General features: G+C 72.1%; 13 protein-coding genes. 3 read left to right on the top strand and 10 right to left on the bottom strand.

Going from position 1 to position 15,461, the window contains the following annotated elements:
- Positions 1 to 80: 80 nt before the first annotated feature.
- Positions 81 to 1,862 carry a murein biosynthesis integral membrane protein MurJ gene (gene murJ / locus AB0M80_RS23530; protein ID WP_364568481.1) on the bottom strand — a complete coding sequence of 594 codons (1,782 nt, stop codon included), beginning with the start codon at positions 1,860 to 1,862 and terminating at the stop codon, positions 81 to 83.
- A gap of 84 nt (positions 1,863 to 1,946) precedes the next feature.
- Positions 1,947 to 2,204 carry a hypothetical protein gene (locus AB0M80_RS23525; protein ID WP_364568479.1) on the bottom strand — a complete coding sequence of 86 codons (258 nt, stop codon included), beginning with the start codon at positions 2,202 to 2,204 and terminating at the stop codon, positions 1,947 to 1,949.
- A 164-nt stretch (positions 2,205 to 2,368) separates the two neighbouring features.
- On the opposite strand from AB0M80_RS23525, the gene AB0M80_RS23520 reads away from it, so the two are divergent.
- The 3 genes from AB0M80_RS23520 to AB0M80_RS23510 are packed head-to-tail and all read left to right on the top strand — an operon-like array spanning position 2,369 to position 5,500.
- Positions 2,369 to 3,721, top strand: coding sequence for an alpha/beta fold hydrolase (locus AB0M80_RS23520; RefSeq protein ID WP_364568476.1), 1,353 nt, complete (start codon positions 2,369 to 2,371; stop codon positions 3,719 to 3,721).
- Between the two features lie 52 nt (positions 3,722 to 3,773).
- Positions 3,774 to 4,853 (top strand): sensor histidine kinase, encoded by a 1,080-nt coding sequence (locus AB0M80_RS23515; RefSeq protein WP_364568473.1) that lies wholly within the window; start codon positions 3,774 to 3,776, stop codon positions 4,851 to 4,853.
- Complete coding sequence (locus tag AB0M80_RS23510; RefSeq protein WP_364568470.1) at positions 4,850 to 5,500, top strand: response regulator transcription factor; 651 nt, start codon at positions 4,850 to 4,852, stop codon at positions 5,498 to 5,500. The genes AB0M80_RS23515 and AB0M80_RS23510 overlap by 4 nt, the downstream gene beginning before the upstream one ends.
- 58 nt (positions 5,501 to 5,558) lie before the next feature.
- On the opposite strand, the gene AB0M80_RS23505 is transcribed toward AB0M80_RS23510, so the two are convergent.
- Genes AB0M80_RS23505 through AB0M80_RS23470 form a run of 8 tightly spaced genes read right to left on the bottom strand, consistent with a single transcriptional unit; the run spans position 5,559 to position 15,369 of the window.
- A complete protein-coding gene (locus AB0M80_RS23505) occupies positions 5,559 to 6,167 on the bottom strand; it encodes a TetR/AcrR family transcriptional regulator (RefSeq protein ID WP_364568467.1) in 609 nt (202 codons plus the stop codon).
- On the bottom strand, positions 6,164 to 7,000 hold the full coding sequence (locus tag AB0M80_RS23500; RefSeq protein ID WP_364568464.1) for an NAD(P)-dependent oxidoreductase: 837 nt from the start codon (positions 6,998 to 7,000) through the stop codon (positions 6,164 to 6,166). The genes AB0M80_RS23505 and AB0M80_RS23500 overlap by 4 nt, the downstream gene beginning before the upstream one ends.
- An 8-nt stretch (positions 7,001 to 7,008) precedes the next feature.
- On the bottom strand, positions 7,009 to 8,175 hold the full coding sequence (locus tag AB0M80_RS23495; protein WP_364568461.1) for an acyl-CoA dehydrogenase: 1,167 nt from the start codon (positions 8,173 to 8,175) through the stop codon (positions 7,009 to 7,011).
- A complete protein-coding gene (locus AB0M80_RS23490; RefSeq protein ID WP_364568459.1) occupies positions 8,172 to 10,145 on the bottom strand; it encodes a biotin carboxylase N-terminal domain-containing protein in 1,974 nt (657 codons plus the stop codon). Before AB0M80_RS23490 ends, AB0M80_RS23495 begins: the two co-directional genes overlap by 4 nt.
- Positions 10,146 to 10,152: 7 nt before the next feature.
- Positions 10,153 to 11,751: a carboxyl transferase domain-containing protein gene (locus AB0M80_RS23485; protein ID WP_364568457.1), complete on the bottom strand. Its 1,599-nt coding sequence runs from the start codon at positions 11,749 to 11,751 to the stop codon at positions 10,153 to 10,155.
- Complete coding sequence (locus tag AB0M80_RS23480) at positions 11,748 to 12,896, bottom strand: acyl-CoA dehydrogenase family protein (RefSeq protein ID WP_364568455.1); 1,149 nt, start codon at positions 12,894 to 12,896, stop codon at positions 11,748 to 11,750. Before AB0M80_RS23480 ends, AB0M80_RS23485 begins: the two co-directional genes overlap by 4 nt.
- The gene (locus tag AB0M80_RS23475) at positions 12,893 to 14,581 is read right to left on the bottom strand and encodes an acyclic terpene utilization AtuA family protein (RefSeq protein WP_364568453.1); all 1,689 of its coding nucleotides are present in this window, start codon (positions 14,579 to 14,581) and stop codon (positions 12,893 to 12,895) included. The genes AB0M80_RS23480 and AB0M80_RS23475 overlap by 4 nt, the downstream gene beginning before the upstream one ends.
- Positions 14,578 to 15,369, bottom strand: coding sequence for a TIGR03084 family metal-binding protein (locus AB0M80_RS23470; protein ID WP_364568451.1), 792 nt, complete (start codon positions 15,367 to 15,369; stop codon positions 14,578 to 14,580). The genes AB0M80_RS23475 and AB0M80_RS23470 overlap by 4 nt, the downstream gene beginning before the upstream one ends.
- Positions 15,370 to 15,461: the final 92 nt, after the last annotated feature.

Below are 15,461 nucleotides of genomic sequence, written 5' to 3'. Positions count from 1 at the left end.
TGCGGGAATTGTAAACGCGCTGATCGCCGCGGTCTCGTTACCGTTTCGAGACAACCGGATCGCGTTCCCGGCCGTAGCCGTCAACGAGCCGCGAACCGCCGCCGCAGCCCGGCCAGCCGCCGGGTCACCGGCGTGAACTCCGGGAGCTTCAGCAACGCCAGCAGCCCGAACGGCACGGCCATCCCGAGCAGCCCCTGCACCGGCAGCTTCACCCACGCCGCGGGGATCACGCCGAGCGACGCGGGCACGGCACGGCCGGCGAGCACCGCGGCCACCACGCCGAGCCCGCTCACCGAGAGGGTGATCAGGCCGACCCGCAGCGACCGCTTGCTGCGCAGGTGCCCGAGCCGGACCCACAGCCAGACCTGGCCGAGGACGGCACCGACCACGAACCCGGCGCCGTTGACGAGCATCACGCCGTAGACGACGTGCTCGCCGTCGAGCAGCCCGCGGCAGAGCAGCAGCAGCGGGATCTTCACCGCGGTCATCACGAGCATGATCAGCGTGGGCGTGCGGGCGTCCTTCATCGCGTAGAACACCCGCAGCTGCAGCATGACCAGCGCGAAGGGCAGCAGCCCGACGGCGGAGACGGCCAGGGTCTGGCCGAGCCGCTCGGCGTCGTCGAGGGTGCCGCGGCCCCAGGTGAAGATCGCGATGCCGATCGGCGTGCCGACCACGGCCAGCACGGCGGAGATCGGCACGAAGAGCACCGTGGAAATGCGGGAGGCGAGCGAAAGGTCGCCGACGAGCGACCCCGTGTCGCCGTTCGCGGCGGCGCGGCTCATCCGCGGCATCAGCGCGGTCAGCAGCGAAACGCCGAGGATGCCGTACGGCAACTGGAAGAGCAGGGACGCGTAGCTGTAGGCCGTGACGCCGCCGCTGGAGCCGCCGGTCAGCACGCGGGTGGTGACGACGAACCCGACGTGGCTGACGACGACGTAGCCGAGGATCCACGCGGCGAGCCCGCCGAACTCCTTGATCCGCGGGTCGAAGCCCCAGCGCCAGCGGAACCGGAAGCCGGTGCGCAGCAACGCCGGGATGAGCACGACCGCCTGCGCGACGATGCCGAGCGTGGTGCCGAGGCCGAGCACGAGCAGCTTCGGGTCGCTCATCCGGACCGGGTCGAGGGTCAGCTCCCCCGGCACGAGCGCGAACACGACGAGCGTGCCGGTGACGACGACGTTGTTCAGCACCGGCGCCCAGGCCGGCGGCCCGAAGACGTCTTGGGCGTTGAGGATCGCCGAAAGCAGCGCGAACAGCCCGTAGAACAGGATCTGCGGCAGCAGCAGGTACGCCAGCGCGGTGGTCAGCGCGGGGTTCGCGGTCGGAGACGATTTGTCGACGTAGAGCGCGGTGAACAGCGGGGCGATCGCCACCGCGACGGCCGTCCCGACGGCGAGCAGCACCAGCGCCATCGTGATCAGCCGCTGCGTGTAGGCGCGGCCGCCGTCCGGGTCGTCCTGGGAGCGGACCAGCAGCGGCACGACGACACTGGCCAGGACGCCGCCGAAGAGCAGTTCGAACACGATGTTGGGCAACGTGTTGGCGACGGTGAAGGAGTCGTTGATCACCCCGGCTCCGGCCACCGCGGCGAGCAGCAGCTTCGCGACGAATCCGGTGACGCGGCTGACGGCCGAGGCGACCGCCATCCGGCCGCTGGAGCGGGCCAGCGACGAGCCGGCGCCTTCCCCGCGGCCGGCGCTGACCGGCGACGCGGGCGGCCGCGCGACGATCTGGGTGGCGAACTCGTCGTAGGGCCGGTGGGAGACGTCGGGGTCGCGGGTCGGCCAGTGCGGGCCCCTCAGCTCGCTCGGGAAGAAGACCGTCGCCTCGTCGTCCACCGGTGGTGGGTGCTCCGCCATGGGGACAAGACTGCCAGGTCGGCTACTCGGGATAAATCGAACGCACGAGCGACGTCACGACCCTGCGTGAACGCGGGCCACCGGTCAGGCGGCGACCGTGATCGCCACCGCGGTGCGGCCCGCCTCGGTCAGTTCGGCGGTGACGCGGCCGGTGGCGCCTTCCACGGCGGGACGCAGGTAGCCACTGTGGGCCAAGGCGTGGGCCGTCATCTGATCGCAACAGGCGAATCCGTCGATGAAGAGGTCGGGTTCGCAGCTGCACGACATCTGCGCACGTCCCGCGGCCACCGCCCTCAGCATGGCCATTGCGCGGTAGGTGAGCTCGACTCGTGAACCGGACACCGGATTGCCTTCCCCTGGAAATCGCTACAACCTGTCATTCGCCCAATGGGCCGATTGTGTTACTTACGGCACTATGACGTTTCGGACCCGGCCGAGGTTCCAGCGGCGGAAAAGTCTGCCGGAAGGCAGACGCGCCGGGCGTCGCGAGCTGCTCGAATCGAGGTATGAAAGCACTGTTCAAGCAGGTGACGGCGGTGGCCGCGGTGGCGGCGCTGCTCATGACCGGGACCGGGACCGCCGCCGCGGGCGAAAGTTCGCCCTGGCGAGACTGTTACGACGGCTTGTCGTGCACCGAGATCCGGGTGCCCGCTGACTGGGACCGGCCGGGCGAGGGCACCACGGTCACCGTCCCGCTGCTGCGGATCCCCGCCCGTGAACCGAAACTCGGCACGCTCCTGGTGAACCCCGGCGGCCCCGCGCAATCGATCCCGCTCTTCGCCGTGCCGGGTTTCCGTGACCAGTTCACCGACCTCGCGGCGCGGTTCGACGTCGTGGTGTTCGACCCGCGCGGCCTCGACGTCACGTGCCCGGCCCCGACGCCCGCGCCTCTGCCGGGGCCGCTGACCGAGAGCGCGTACGACGCCTACGCCGCGGCCAACGCGAAGTTCGCGACGGACTGCACGACGGCCGCGGGTGCCGCCCGCGGTCACCTCGGCGCCCGCCAGGTCGCCCACGACATGGACGCGATCCGCGCCCGGCTGGGCGAGCGGCGGCTCGACTATTTCGGCAGTTCGTACGGCACGGTGTACGGGCAGGAGTACGCGGCGCTGTTCGGCTCCCGCGTCGGGCGCATGTACCTCGACAGCGCACTGGACCACACCCGATCGGAGCCGGCGGCGTGGGCCCGGGCCGGGGCCGTGACGGCCGAACGCAACCTGTTCCGGATGGCCCGGTGGTGCGCGGCGGACGCGGGCTGCGCGCTGCACGGCCGCGACGTCATCGCGCTGTGGGACCGGCTGTCGGCGACGCCGGACGGGGCGCTGATCGTCCGGTGGGCCGCGGCCCGGATCGGCGACGACCGGAGCTGGGTCGCGCTGACCACGGGCCTGGCGCAGGCGGAAGCCGGGGACACGTCGGCGATGACGCCGCGGCCGGCGGCGCCCGACGCCCGCCTCGCCCGGACGGCGTTCTGCGCGGATTTCCCCTTCCCGGACCGCTTTCCGGCGGCCAAGCGGGTCGAAGCCGAGCTGCGGGTGGCGGCGCCCCGGCTGGGCTGGGCGGTGCACCCGTGGCGGGTGTCGGGCCAGTGCGCCGGGCTGCCCCCGATCGGGCTGAACCCACCGGCGGAGCTGCCCGCGATGCCGCGCGTCCTGGTGGCGAACGGCGACGACGACCCGCTGACGCCCGCGGCGCACGGCCGCCGCGTCGCCGCGCAGCTGCACGGGACGTACCTGTCCTCGGCCGGCAATCATGCGCTTTACCTGCGGGGGAACGCGTGCGTGCGGGATTACGTGCACCGGTGGCTGTGGAACGGGGAGCTGCCCGCACCGGGGGCGCGTTGCGAAAGCGCGAGGTGATGTCCCTGCGGGAGAGCCGCGCCGCGGCGCCCTGGACGTGTACAACGTGGACATGGCCATCGACCCACCGGGACCGTGGCGGTCACTGGCCCGCCTCAGCGGCACGACCACGGGCGACCTGCTCGTCACCGCCGCCGCCGCCGCCGTCGTGCTCGGGCTCGGGCTGGCCGACCAGCCCACCGCCGACCCCCGCACCATGGCCGCGGCCGCCGGTGCGGTGGCCGCGCCGCTGATGATCCGCCGTCGCCACCCGCTGACCGCCGCCGTGCTCTGCGCCGCCGTCGTGGTCGCCGCGACCGTGCCGCTCCGGCCCGGCCGGCTGGTCGCCATGGCCGCGTTCGGGTCGGCCGCCTACCACCGGCCGCGGCCGGGCGTGCTCGCCTGCTCCGTGGGCTGGCTCGTCGTCCTGGCCGCCGCCGGGGTCCGCCCGGTGGGCGCGGCCACCTACACGGATCTCGTGCTCCTCGGCATCGCGCCGGTCGCGGCCGGCTATGCCCTGCGGCTGCACCGCGACCGTGCCGAGCACGCCGCGCGCCTGTACCGGGCGGAGACCCGGCGCGTCGTCGCCGAGGAGCACGCCCGCGTCGCCCGGGAGGTGCACGACGCCGTGGGGCACCACCTCACCGTGATCCGGTTGCAGGCCACCGCCGTCCGCCACGTCACCCGCGCCCTCCCCCCGGACGCCGACCGGGCACTGGCCACGATCGCCGACGCCTCGGCCACCGCACTCGCCGAGGTCCGCGCCGTCCTGCCCCGGACCGGCGCCTCACTGTCCGATCTGGACACCCTGGTGGAGCGCGCGACGGGCCCGGACCGCACCGTCACCCTCACCCGGTGCGGCTCGCCGGACGTGCCGCCGCTGCTCGACCACGCCGGCTACCGGCTGGCCCAGGAAGCGCTGACCAACGTCCTCCGCCATTCCGACGCGACCCGCGTGGACCTGCGCGTCGACCACCGCCCGGACGCCGTCGTGATCACCGTCGCGGACAACGGTTCCACCACCCCCGGCGACCAGGCCGAAGGCGCCGGGCTGCGCGGCATGCGGGAGCGGGCCCGGCAGCTCGGCGGCACGCTGCGGATCGACCCCGGCAGCCCGGCCGGCTGGCGCGTCGAAGCCCGGCTCCCCCGGTGATCCGGACCCTGCTCGCGGACGACCAGGAGCCGGTCCGCTGGGCGCTGCGCCTGGTGCTCGACGCCGAAGAGGACATCGAGGTGGTCGGCGAAGCCGCCGACGGGGCCGAAGCCGCCGAGAAGGCCCGGTATTGCGGTGTGGACGTCGTGGTGCTCGACCTGCGGATGCCGCGCCTGGACGGGATCGCCGCCATCCGCCGGATCCGCGAATCGGTCAACCCCGCGCCCGCCGTCGTCGCCCTGACCACGTTCGACGTCGACGAGTACCTGTTCGGCGCGCTGGAGGCGGGCGCGGCGGGGTTCGTGCTCAAGGACAGCGAACCGGCGCTGCTCGTCGACGCCGTCCGCGCGGCCGCGAAGGGGCAGGGGCTGCTCGACCCGCAGGTCACCCGCCGCACCCTCCGCCGGTTCGCCGAGCTCGCGCCCCGGCCCGCGCCGGACGGCCTCGGCGCACTGACCCCACGGGAACGCGAAGTGCTGCGGCACGTGGCGCAGGGGATGAGCAACGCCGAGATCGCCGGCGCCCTCGTCGTCGGCGAAGGCACGGTGAAGACCCACGTCGCGCGGATGCTGGCCAAGCTCGGCCTGCGCACCCGCGTCCACCTGGCGATCCACGCCTACGAGCACGGGCTCGTGGACCGCCGTTGACCAGCCTGCGGCTCAGGCGGCGCCCCCGGAAGGCCGTCCGTGGTGAGCCGGCGCCGGCTCAGTCCCGCGTGCCGGCCAGCCGCAGCTCCAGCGTCCGGGCCCACTCCCGCACGATCTGCCGCCGCCTCCGGGTGTCGTCGGTCAGCAGGTTCGCCAGCCCCAGCCCGCGGCCCAGGTCGAGCGTGGCCTGGACCAGCTCCCGCACGCCCGGGCGGGACTCGTCGACGCCCAGCAGCTCCACCGCCACCCGGTGGACCTCCCGGCCGACCCGGGCTTCCAGCGGCACCAGCACCTCCCGCAGGGCGTCGTCGGTCGCCGCCACCGACCACAGCTGCAGGGCCGCGCGGAACAGGGGTCCCGTGTAGAGGTTCAGCACCATCTCCACGACGTGCTCGATGCGGGACGCCCCGCTCGGCAGGCCGGCGGCCTGGGCCCGCAGCTCGTCGATCTGGGCCTCCCCGAGCAGGTCGACCGCCGCCACCACGAGGTCCTCCCGGGCCGGGAAGTGGTGCTGCGCCGCGCCGCGCGAGACGCCGGCCCGCTCGGCGATCCCGGCCACCGTCACGCCGTGCCAGCCGCGCTCGCCGAAGCTGTCGAGCGCGGCCTCGACCAGCCGCCGCCGCGTCGTGCGGCTGCGCTCCTGCTGGGGTTCGCGGACGCCGGTCAAGCCGGCTCCACCCAGAAGTCGAGCTGGAGGTCCTCCTCCGAAGCGCCGCCGACGCGGTACCGCGCGAAGTCCGTGACCCCGGAGGCGCGCAGCACCTCGTCGTCGAGGAAGAAGTTCCCCGTGACCTCGCGGCTCGGCTTGGTGAGGATCGCGTGGGCGGCGTCGGCCATGATTTCCGGCGTGCGGCTGCGCGCAGCCAGTTCCGCGCCGACGACGTTGCGGATCGCCGCGGTGTCGATCGTCGTGCGCGGCCACAACGAGTTCGCCGCGATGCCGTCCTCGCGCAATTCCGCCGCGAGCCCGACGGTCACCAGGCTCATCGAGTACTTCGCGATGCTGTAGGCGAGGTGCCCGGCGGTGAACCACTTCTCGTCGAGGCTGATCGGCGGCGACAGCGTCAGGATGTGCGCGTTGGCCGACCGACGCAGGTGCGGGATGGCCAGTTTGGACAGCAGGAACGTGCCGCGGGCGTTGATGTCCTGCATCAGGTCGTAGCGCTTCATGCTGACCTGCTCGGTCGGCGTCAGGTCGATCGCGCTCGCGTTGTTCACGACGATGTCGATGCCGCCGAACTGCTCGGCGGTCTTCGCCACCGCGGCAGCCACGCCGTCGTCGTCCCGGACGTCGCCGAGGATCGGCAACGCGTGCCCGCCCGCCTTCTCGATCGCCTCCGCCGCGGTGTGGATGGTGCCGGGCAGCTTCGGGTGCGGCTCGCCGGTCTTGGCCAGCAGCGCGACGTTCGCGCCGTCTTTCGCCGCCCGCAGCGCGATCGCCTCGCCGATGCCGCGGCTGCCGCCGGACATGAGGATCGTCTTGCCGTCCAAAGTAGACACATCGGCTCCTAGTAGGACTTGGGCAGGCCGAGGCTGTGCTGGCCGACGAAGTTGAGCACCATCTCGCGGCTGACCGGGGCGATCCGGCCGAGCCGCACCGCGGTCACGAGCGTGCCGAGGCCGTACTCGGTGGCGAGACCGTTGCCGCCGTGGGTCTGCACGGCCTGGTCGGTCGCGCGGATGGCCACCTCGGCGGCCGCGTACTTCGCCATGTTGGCCGACTCGCCCGCGCCGAAGTCGTCGCCCGAGTCGTAGAGCGACGCCGCCTTCTGCGTCATCAGTTTGGCCAGCTCGAGCTCGATCTTGATCTCCGCGAGCGGGTGCGCGAGGCCCTGGTGGGCGCCGATCGGGGTGCCCCACACCTGCCGCTGGTTGGCGTAGCCGACGGCCTTGCCCACCGCGTAGCGGGCGATGCCGAGGGAGAACGACGCGCCCATGACGCGTTCCGGGTTGAGGCCGGCGAACAGCTGCGCGATCGCCGCGTCCTCCTCGCCGACCAGCGCTTCGGCGGGCAGGTGGACGTCGTCGAGGAACAGCGAGAACTGGTTCTCCGGCGCGACGATGTCCATCGGGATCTTCGTGTACTCGAAGCCGGGGGTGCCCGTCGGGAGGATGAACAACGCGGGCTTGAGCCGGCCGGTCCTGGAGTCCTCCATGCGGCCGACGACGAGCACGGCGTCGGCCTCGTCGACGCCGGAGATGTAGACCTTGCGTCCACTGAGGACCCAGCCGTCGCCGTCGCGCTTCGCGGTGGTGGTGATCTTGTGCGAGTTCGACCCGGCGTCCGGCTCGGTGATCGCGAAGACCATCCGCTTGGTGCCGTCGGCGATGCCCGGCAGCCACTGCTTCTTCTGCTCTTCGGTGCCGAACCGGGAGATCACGGTGCCGCAGATCGCCGGCGAGACGACCATGAGCAGCAGCGGCGCGCCCGCGGCGGCGAGCTCTTCGAGGACCGCGGCGAGGTCGGCGATCCCCGCACCGCCGCCGCCGTACTCCTCGGGGATGTTGACGCCGAGGTAGCCCAGCCGCCCGGCCTCGTCCCACAGTTCGTGGGTCTTCTCGCCCGCGCGGGCCTTGCGCGCGTAGTACCCGTGGCCGTACTTGGCGCCGAGTTCGGCGACGGCCTTCCGGAGCTCGATCCGCTCTTCCGGCTCGATGAAGTTCATGGCGTTCATGCTTCTCCCACTACTGTGTCCGATGGCGCGTCTCCGACGACGGCGAGGATGGTGCCCACTTCGACCTGCTGTCCGACCGTGACCGGCAGTTCCGCCACCACGCCGTCGGCGGGAGCGGCGATCCGGTGTTCCATCTTCATCGCTTCGAGCCACAGCAGCGGATCGCCCGCCTTCACCGGATCTCCGGCCTGCACGGCGAGCCGGACGACGGTGCCCGGCATCGGCGCGACCAGCGACCCCGCGGCCAGCGCGGCGTCCGGGTCGGCGAACCGCGGCTGCGCCGTCAGCGCCACCGAACCGAGCACCGAGTCCACGTAGGACACACCGGCGTGCCGGGCGACATCGAAAACTCGCCGCACCCCGGCGACCTCCAGCACGACCCGGCCCGGCTCGGCCGAGACGAGCTCGGCGTCGAATCCTCCGGCTTCCAGCCCGTCCCGGGTCAGCGAATAGACCACTTCGTACTCGCGGTCCGCGACGGTGAAGACCTTCCGCTGCCCGGAAGAACGGACGTTGCGCCAGCCGCTCGGCAGCCTGGCCTGCGTGGTCGCCGCCACCCGGTTGCCCGCCGCGTCCGCCAGCGCCGCAGCGAGGGCGGACAGCCGCTCGGTGTCCACAGTGGCCAGCGGCGCGGCCAGGGTGGCCAAGCCGTGGCGATCGAAGAACGCGGTGTCGGTCTCCCCGGAGAGGAAAGCTGCGTGCCGCAGGATGCGCACCAGCAGGTCGCGGTTGGTGACGACGCCGTGGATCTTCGTGGCCGCCAGGGCCTTCGCCAGCCGCCGGGCGGCTTCGGCGCGGGTCGGCGCCCAGGTGATCACCTTGGCCAGCATCGGGTCGTAGTGGACGCCCACCACGGACCCGCTTTCGAACCCGGAGTCGAGCCGCAGGCCGGGACCGTGCGTGAACGACCGGTCCACATCGGGGACGTCGAACGTGTGCAGGGTGCCGCTCTGCGGCTGCCAGTTCGCGGCCGGGTCTTCGGCGTACAGCCGGACCTCGATGGCGTGGCCGGTCGTCGGCGGCGGGTCGGCGGGCAGCCGCTCGCCTTCCGCGATCCGCAGCTGCAGGGCGACCAGGTCCAGGCCGGTGACGTTCTCGGTGACCGGGTGCTCGACCTGCAGCCGGGTGTTCATCTCGAGGAAGTAGAACCGGCCGTCGGGCCCGGCGAGGAACTCGACCGTGCCCGCGCCGACGTAGTCGATCGCCTTGGCGGCCTTGCGCGCGGCCTCGAACAGCTCTTCGCGCATCCCGGCGTCGACCAGCGGCGACGGCGCCTCCTCGACGACCTTCTGGTGCCGGCGCTGGATCGAGCACTCCCGCTCCCCCACCGCCCACACCGTGCCGTGCCGATCAGCGAGCACCTGGACCTCGATGTGGCGCCCGGTCTCCAGGTACCGCTCGCAGAAGACGGTCGGGTCGCCGAACGCCGACCCGGCCTCCGCACTGGCACCTTCCACCGCCTCGGCCAGCTCGTCCAGGGAGCGGACCACCCGCATGCCGCGTCCACCGCCCCCGGCGGACGCCTTGACCAGCAACGGAAGGTCGTCCTGGGTGACCTGGTCGGGGTCCAGTTCGGACAGTACCGGGACGCCGGCCGCGGCCATCAGCCGCTTGGACTCCACTTTGGAGCCCATGGTCTCGATGGCCTCCGGCGGCGGCCCCACCCAGGTGAGCCCGGCGTCGAGGACGGCCCGGGCGAAGGCGGCGTTCTCGGACAGGAAACCGTACCCGGGGTGGACGGCGTCGGCGCCGGTGTCGGCCGCGGCCTTCACCAGCAGCTCGGCCCGCAAATACGTCTCGGAGGGTGCGTTGCCCGGTAGGCGGACGGCCGCGTCGGCCTCCAGGGCGTGCGGCGCGGCGGCATCGGCGTCGGAGAACACCGCGACGGTGCCGATCCCGGCGTCGCGGCAGGTGCGGAAGACGCGGCGGGCGATCTCGCCGCGGTTGGCGACCAGCAGGTTCTGGATCATCGCTCGCTCACATCCGGAAGACGCCGAAGCCCTCGGCGCCCTTCACTGGTCCATTGTGGATCGCGGACAGGCTCAGGCCCAGCACGGTGCGGGTGTCGCGCGGGTCGATGATGCCGTCGTCGTAGAGCATGCCGGAGAGGAACATCGGCATCGACTCCGCTTCGATCTGCCCCTCCACCATGGCGCGCATGGCCTTGTCGTGCTCCTCGTTGTACTCCTGGCCACGGCTTTCCGCCGCCGCACGGGCCACGATGGACAGCACGCCGGCCAGCTGGGCCGGCCCCATCACCGCGGACTTCGCGCTCGGCCAGGCGAACAGGAACCGGGGATCGAAGGCGCGGCCGCACATCCCGTAGTGCCCGGCGCCGTAGGAGGCGCCCATCAGGACCGACAGGTGCGGCACCTTCGAGTTCGAGACGGCGTTGATCATCATCGCGCCGTGCTTGATGATGCCGCTCTGCTCGTACTCCTTGCCGACCATGTAGCCGGTCGTGTTGTGCAGGAACACCAGCGGGGTGTGGATCTGGTTGGCCAGCTGGATGAACTGCGCCGCCTTCTGCGACTCCTCGCCGAACAGCACACCCTGGGCGTTGGCCAGGACGCCGACCGGGTAGCCGTGGATGCTCGCCCAGCCGGTCACGAGACTGGACCCGTACAGCGGCTTGAACTCGTCGAAGTCCGAGCCGTCGACGACGCGGGCGATCACCTCGCGCGGGTCGAAGGGCACCTTGAGGTCGGTCGGGACGATGCCGAGCAGGTCTTCGGCGTCGTACCGCGGCTCGGCGTAGTCCGGCTTCGGCGTCGGGCCCTGCTTGGTCCAGTTGAGCCGCTTGACGATGTTGCGACCCAGCCGGATGGCGTCGGCCTCGTCGACGGCGAGGTAGTCGGCCAGCCCCGAGGTCCGGGCGTGCATCTCGGCGCCGCCGAGCGACTCGTCGTCGGACTCCTCGCCGGTCGCCATCTTGACCAGCGGCGGCCCGCCGAGGAACACCTTCGCACGTTCCTTGACCATCACGACGTAGTCCGACATGCCCGGCAGGTACGCACCGCCCGCCGTCGAGTTGCCGAAGACGAGCGCGATCGTCGGGCAGCCCGCGGCCGAGGCTCGCGTGAGGTCACGGAAAATCCGGCCGCCGGGGATGAAGATCTCCTTCTGCGTCGGGAGATCCGCACCGCCCGACTCGACGAGGTTGATCGACGGCAGCCGGTTCTGCGCGGCGATGTCCGCGGCCCGGAAGCTCTTCTTGGTCGTCCACGGGTTGCTCGCGCCGCCCTTGACCGTCGGGTCGCTGGCCGAGATCAGGCACTCGACACCTTCGACGACGCCGATGCCGGTGACGAGGCTCGCGCCGACGCGGTAGTCGGTGCCCCACGCGGCCAACGGCGACAGCTCCAGGAACGGCGAGTCGGGGTCGAGCAGCAGCTCGATCCGTTCCCGCGCGAGGAGCTTGCCGCGCTTGCGGTGGCGTTCGACGTACTTCTCGCCGCCGCCGGCGACGGCCTTGGCGTGCTCGGCGTCGATCTCGGCGAGCTTCTCCAGCATCGCTTCGCGGTTCGCGCCGAACTCGGCGGCCCGCGTGTCCACTGTGGACCTCAGAGCAGTCACGAGGTGTATCCCAATCGCTTCGCGGCCAGGCCGGTGAGGATCTCGGTGGTGCCGCCGCCGATGCCGAGGATCCGGACGTCGCGGTAGTGGCGCTCCACTTCGGACTCGCGCATGTAGCCGAGCCCGCCGTGCAGCTGGACGGCCTCGTTGACCACCCACTCGGCGGCCTCGACGGCGGTGTTCTTGGCGAAACAGGCCTCGGCGATGACTTCCTCGCCCGACACGTGCCGGATCGCGGTGTGGCGGGTGTAGGTGCGCGCGACGTCCACGCGACGCGCCATCTCGGTGAGCTTGTGCTGCACGACCTGCCGCGAGATGAGCGGACGGCCGAACGTCTCGCGCAGCCGGCACCAGTCCAGCGTCAGGTCGAGGGCCCGCTGCGCGTGCGCGTAAGCCTGCACGGCCAGGGACAGCCGTTCGGTGACGAACTGGATGGCGACCTGCGCGAACCCGCTGTTCTCGGCGCCGACGAGGTTCTCGACCGGGACGCGGACGTCCACGTAGGACAATTCGGCGGTGTCGGAGCAGAGCCAGCCCATCTTCTCCAGCTTGCGCGACACGGTGAACCCGGGCGTGCCGCGTTCCACGACGATCAACGAGAGCCCGTGCGCGCCGTCACCGCCGGTGCGCACGACCGTCGTCACGAAATCCGCGCGGCAGCCGGAGGTGATGAACGTCTTGGCCCCGTTGACGACGTACTCGTCGCCCTCCCGGACGGCGGTGGTCCGGATCCCGGCGACGTCGGAGCCGCCGTCCGGCTCGGTCACGGCCAGGGAGCCGATCTTGTCGCCGTTCAGCGTCGGGCGCACCCAGCGCTCGATCTGGACGGGGTCGCCGGCTTCGGCGATGTGCGGGACGGCGATGCCGCAGGTGAACAACGACGCGAACAGCCCGCCGGAGCCGCCCGCGTAGTGCATTTCCTCGGCGACGACCAGCGCGTCGAGGTAGTTGCCGTCGCCGCCGCCGATCTCCTCGGGGAAGGCGACGCCGAGCAGACCGAGCTCCCCGGCCTTGCGGTGCAGGTCGCGCGGCAGCTCGCCGTCCCGTTCCCAGCCGTCGAGGTGCGGCAGGACCTCCTGCTCGACGAACCGGCGCACGGTCTTGCGCAGCTCGGCCCGTTCGGGCGTCCGGAAGGGATCGGTCACAGCAGCACCTCCGGGACGTCGATCTCCCGCGACCTCAGCCACTCCCCCAGCGCCTTGGCCTGCGGGTCGAACCGTGCCTGCGACGCGACTCCCTCGCCGAGAATGCCCTCGACGACGAAGTTGGCCGCCCACAGGTTGGGCAGCAGGTAGCGGGTCACCGGCAGGTCCGCGGTCTCGGGCAGCAGCCGCTTGAACTCGGCGACGGTCAGCCGGTGCACCAGCCAGCGCCAGGCTTCTTCCGACCGCACCCAGACGCCGAGGTTGGCGTTGCCGCCCTTGTCGCCGCTGCGGGCGCCCGCGATCCGGCCGAGCGGTACCCGCCGCACCGGGCCGTGGTCGAGGGGTTCGGGCAGCGCCGGCTCGTCCACTTCGGACAGCTCGCGGGTGGCGGTCGAAGGTGCTATGTCGACACGCATCCCGTCCGGCAGGACGGCGACGTGCGGCACCTGCGCGGCGTCCACATAGGCCGCGGTGTAGACGCCGTACGGCGAGGCGTCCGACGGCGGTGCGGTGACGTGGAAGCCGGGGTAACTGGCCAGCGCCAGCTCGACGGCGGCGCCGGTGAACGCGCGCCCGGCGACCTTGGGGTCGGCGTCCTTGACCGCGACGTGCAGCAGCGCGCTCGCGGTCTGCTCGGTGCCGGCGTCGGCGTGGTCGGTGCGGGCCAGCGTCCACCGGACGTCGGCGGGCGGCCGGTCCTTCAAGGACGCTTCGAGTTGTTCGCGCACCAGCGTGGCTTTTTCCTCGATGTCGAGTCCGGTGAGGACGAACGTCGTCTCGTTGCGGAACCCGCCCAAGGTGTTCAGTGCGACCTTCAGCGTCGGCGGCGGCGCTTCCCCGCGGACGCCGGAGATGCGGACGCGGCCGGGCCCGTCTTCGGTGAGCGACAGCGTGTCGAACCGGGTCGTCACGTCCGGGCCGGCGTAGCGCGCGCCGGTGATTTCGTACAGCAGCTGCGCGGTGACCGTGCCGACGTTCACCACACCCCCGGTGCCCGGGTGCTTGGTGATGACGCTGGAGCCGTCGGCCTCGATCTCGGCGATCGGGAAGCCGGGCACGCCCAGGGTGTGCTCGGTGAAGAAGGCGTAGTTGCCGCCGGTGGCCTGCGCGCCGCACTCGATGACGTGCCCGGCGGCGACCGCGCCGGCGAGGGCGTCGAAGTCGTCGCGGGCCCAGCCGTAGTGCGCGGCGGCCGGGCCGACGATCACCGAGGCGTCGGTGACCCGCCCGGTGACGACGACGTCGGCGCCCGCGTTGAGGCATTCGGCGATACCCCAGGCACCGAGGTAAGCGTTGGCGGTCAACGGTTTCCCGAGACCCAGCTCCTCGGCGCGCGCCACGAGGTCGTCCCCCTCGACGTGGGCGATCTTGACGTCGAGGCCGAGCTTCCCGGCCAGCTCGCGGAGGGCATCGGCGAGCCCGGCCGGGTTGAGCCCGCCCGCGTTGGCGACGATCTTGACGCCCTTTTCCCGCGCCAGACCGAGGTTTTCCTCCATCTGGCGCAGGAACGTCTTGGCGTAGCCGCGGTCGGGGTCCTTCATCCGGTCACGGCCGAGGATGAGCATGGTCAGCTCGGCCAGGTAGTCCCCGGTCAGGACGTCGAGGGGGCCGCCGGTGAGCATCTCGCGGACGGCGGAGAACCGGTCGCCGTAGAACCCGGAGGCGTTGCCAATGCGATACGTCATGCGAACTGCCCCGGCTTCCGGCCGGGGCCGGGTGGCCCGGCGAAGGCCTGGGCGATGCCCAGCCACTCCTCGACGTCGGCGCCGTGGGCCACGAGGTCGGTGTCGGCGGGATGCCGCCGCTGGGTGACGACCAGGCAGAAGTCCAGCGCGCTGCCGGTCAGCTTCTGCTCGGCGTCCTCCGGGCCGAACGCCCAGGTGGAGCCGGCCGGCGCGGTCAGTTCGACGCGGAACTCCTCCGCCGGCGGGGCGAGCGAGTGGGTCAGGTAGGCGAAGTCACGGGTGCGGGTGCCGAAGCGGGCGATGTGCCACAGCCGCGCGGTCGGCTCGCGGGTCCGGCCGAGGGCGTCGAAGACGTCCTGGCCGTGCGCCCAGGTCTCCATCATCCGCGCGGTCGCCATCGAAGCGGCGCTCATCGGCGGGCCGTACCAGGGCAGCTTCTGGCCGTCCGGCACCGCGGCGAGAGCTTCGGCGAGCAGCTTCCGGCCCTGTCGCCACTCGTCGAGAATTTCGCGCGGCGGCTTTTCCGCGCCTTCGGCCGCACCGAGGTCGACGTAGTCTTCCCCGGTCTGCAGCATGCTTTCGACCTCGGCCTGCCACTTCTGGGGGTGCGCGGCCGCGATCAGGGCCTTGCGATCGGTCCAGGCCAGGTGCGCGATCTGGTGCGCGATCGTCCACCCTTCGGCCGGTGTCGCCCGCGCCCAGTCCGACGCGGGCAGCTCCGCCACCACGTCGTCGATCGTCCGTGTCTCCGCGTCGAGATCCCCGAGGATCACGCCGAGATCCGCCATCGCCCGCCTCCTTGCGTCCGGCAGCCAGCGTCGCACCGGCGGTCGGAAAAATCAAGCACGCCTGATTGTTTCGCCCCGGACACGAAGGGTTG

Origin of the sequence: Amycolatopsis sp. NPDC051045 (assembly GCF_040682955.1) — a bacterium.
In the GTDB taxonomy this organism is placed as follows: domain Bacteria; phylum Actinomycetota; class Actinomycetes; order Mycobacteriales; family Pseudonocardiaceae; genus Amycolatopsis.
Note: the sequence above shows the minus strand (reverse complement) of the source record. Positions and strands in the feature narration are given on the sequence as shown.

Excerpts from the sequence above, each read along its gene's own strand:
- murJ (WP_364568481.1), bottom strand. The coding sequence starts at position 1,862 with ATGGCGGAGCACCCACCACCGGTGGACGACGAGGCGACGGTCTTCTTC.
- AB0M80_RS23520 (WP_364568476.1), top strand. The coding sequence starts at position 2,369 with ATGAAAGCACTGTTCAAGCAGGTGACGGCGGTGGCCGCGGTGGCGGCG.
- AB0M80_RS23515 (WP_364568473.1), top strand. The coding sequence starts at position 3,774 with ATGGCCATCGACCCACCGGGACCGTGGCGGTCACTGGCCCGCCTCAGC.
- AB0M80_RS23495 (WP_364568461.1), bottom strand. The coding sequence starts at position 8,175 with ATGAACGCCATGAACTTCATCGAGCCGGAAGAGCGGATCGAGCTCCGG.
- AB0M80_RS23490 (WP_364568459.1), bottom strand. The coding sequence starts at position 10,145 with ATGATCCAGAACCTGCTGGTCGCCAACCGCGGCGAGATCGCCCGCCGC.
- AB0M80_RS23475 (WP_364568453.1), bottom strand. The coding sequence starts at position 14,581 with ATGACGTATCGCATTGGCAACGCCTCCGGGTTCTACGGCGACCGGTTC.
- AB0M80_RS23470 (WP_364568451.1), bottom strand. The coding sequence starts at position 15,369 with ATGGCGGATCTCGGCGTGATCCTCGGGGATCTCGACGCGGAGACACGG.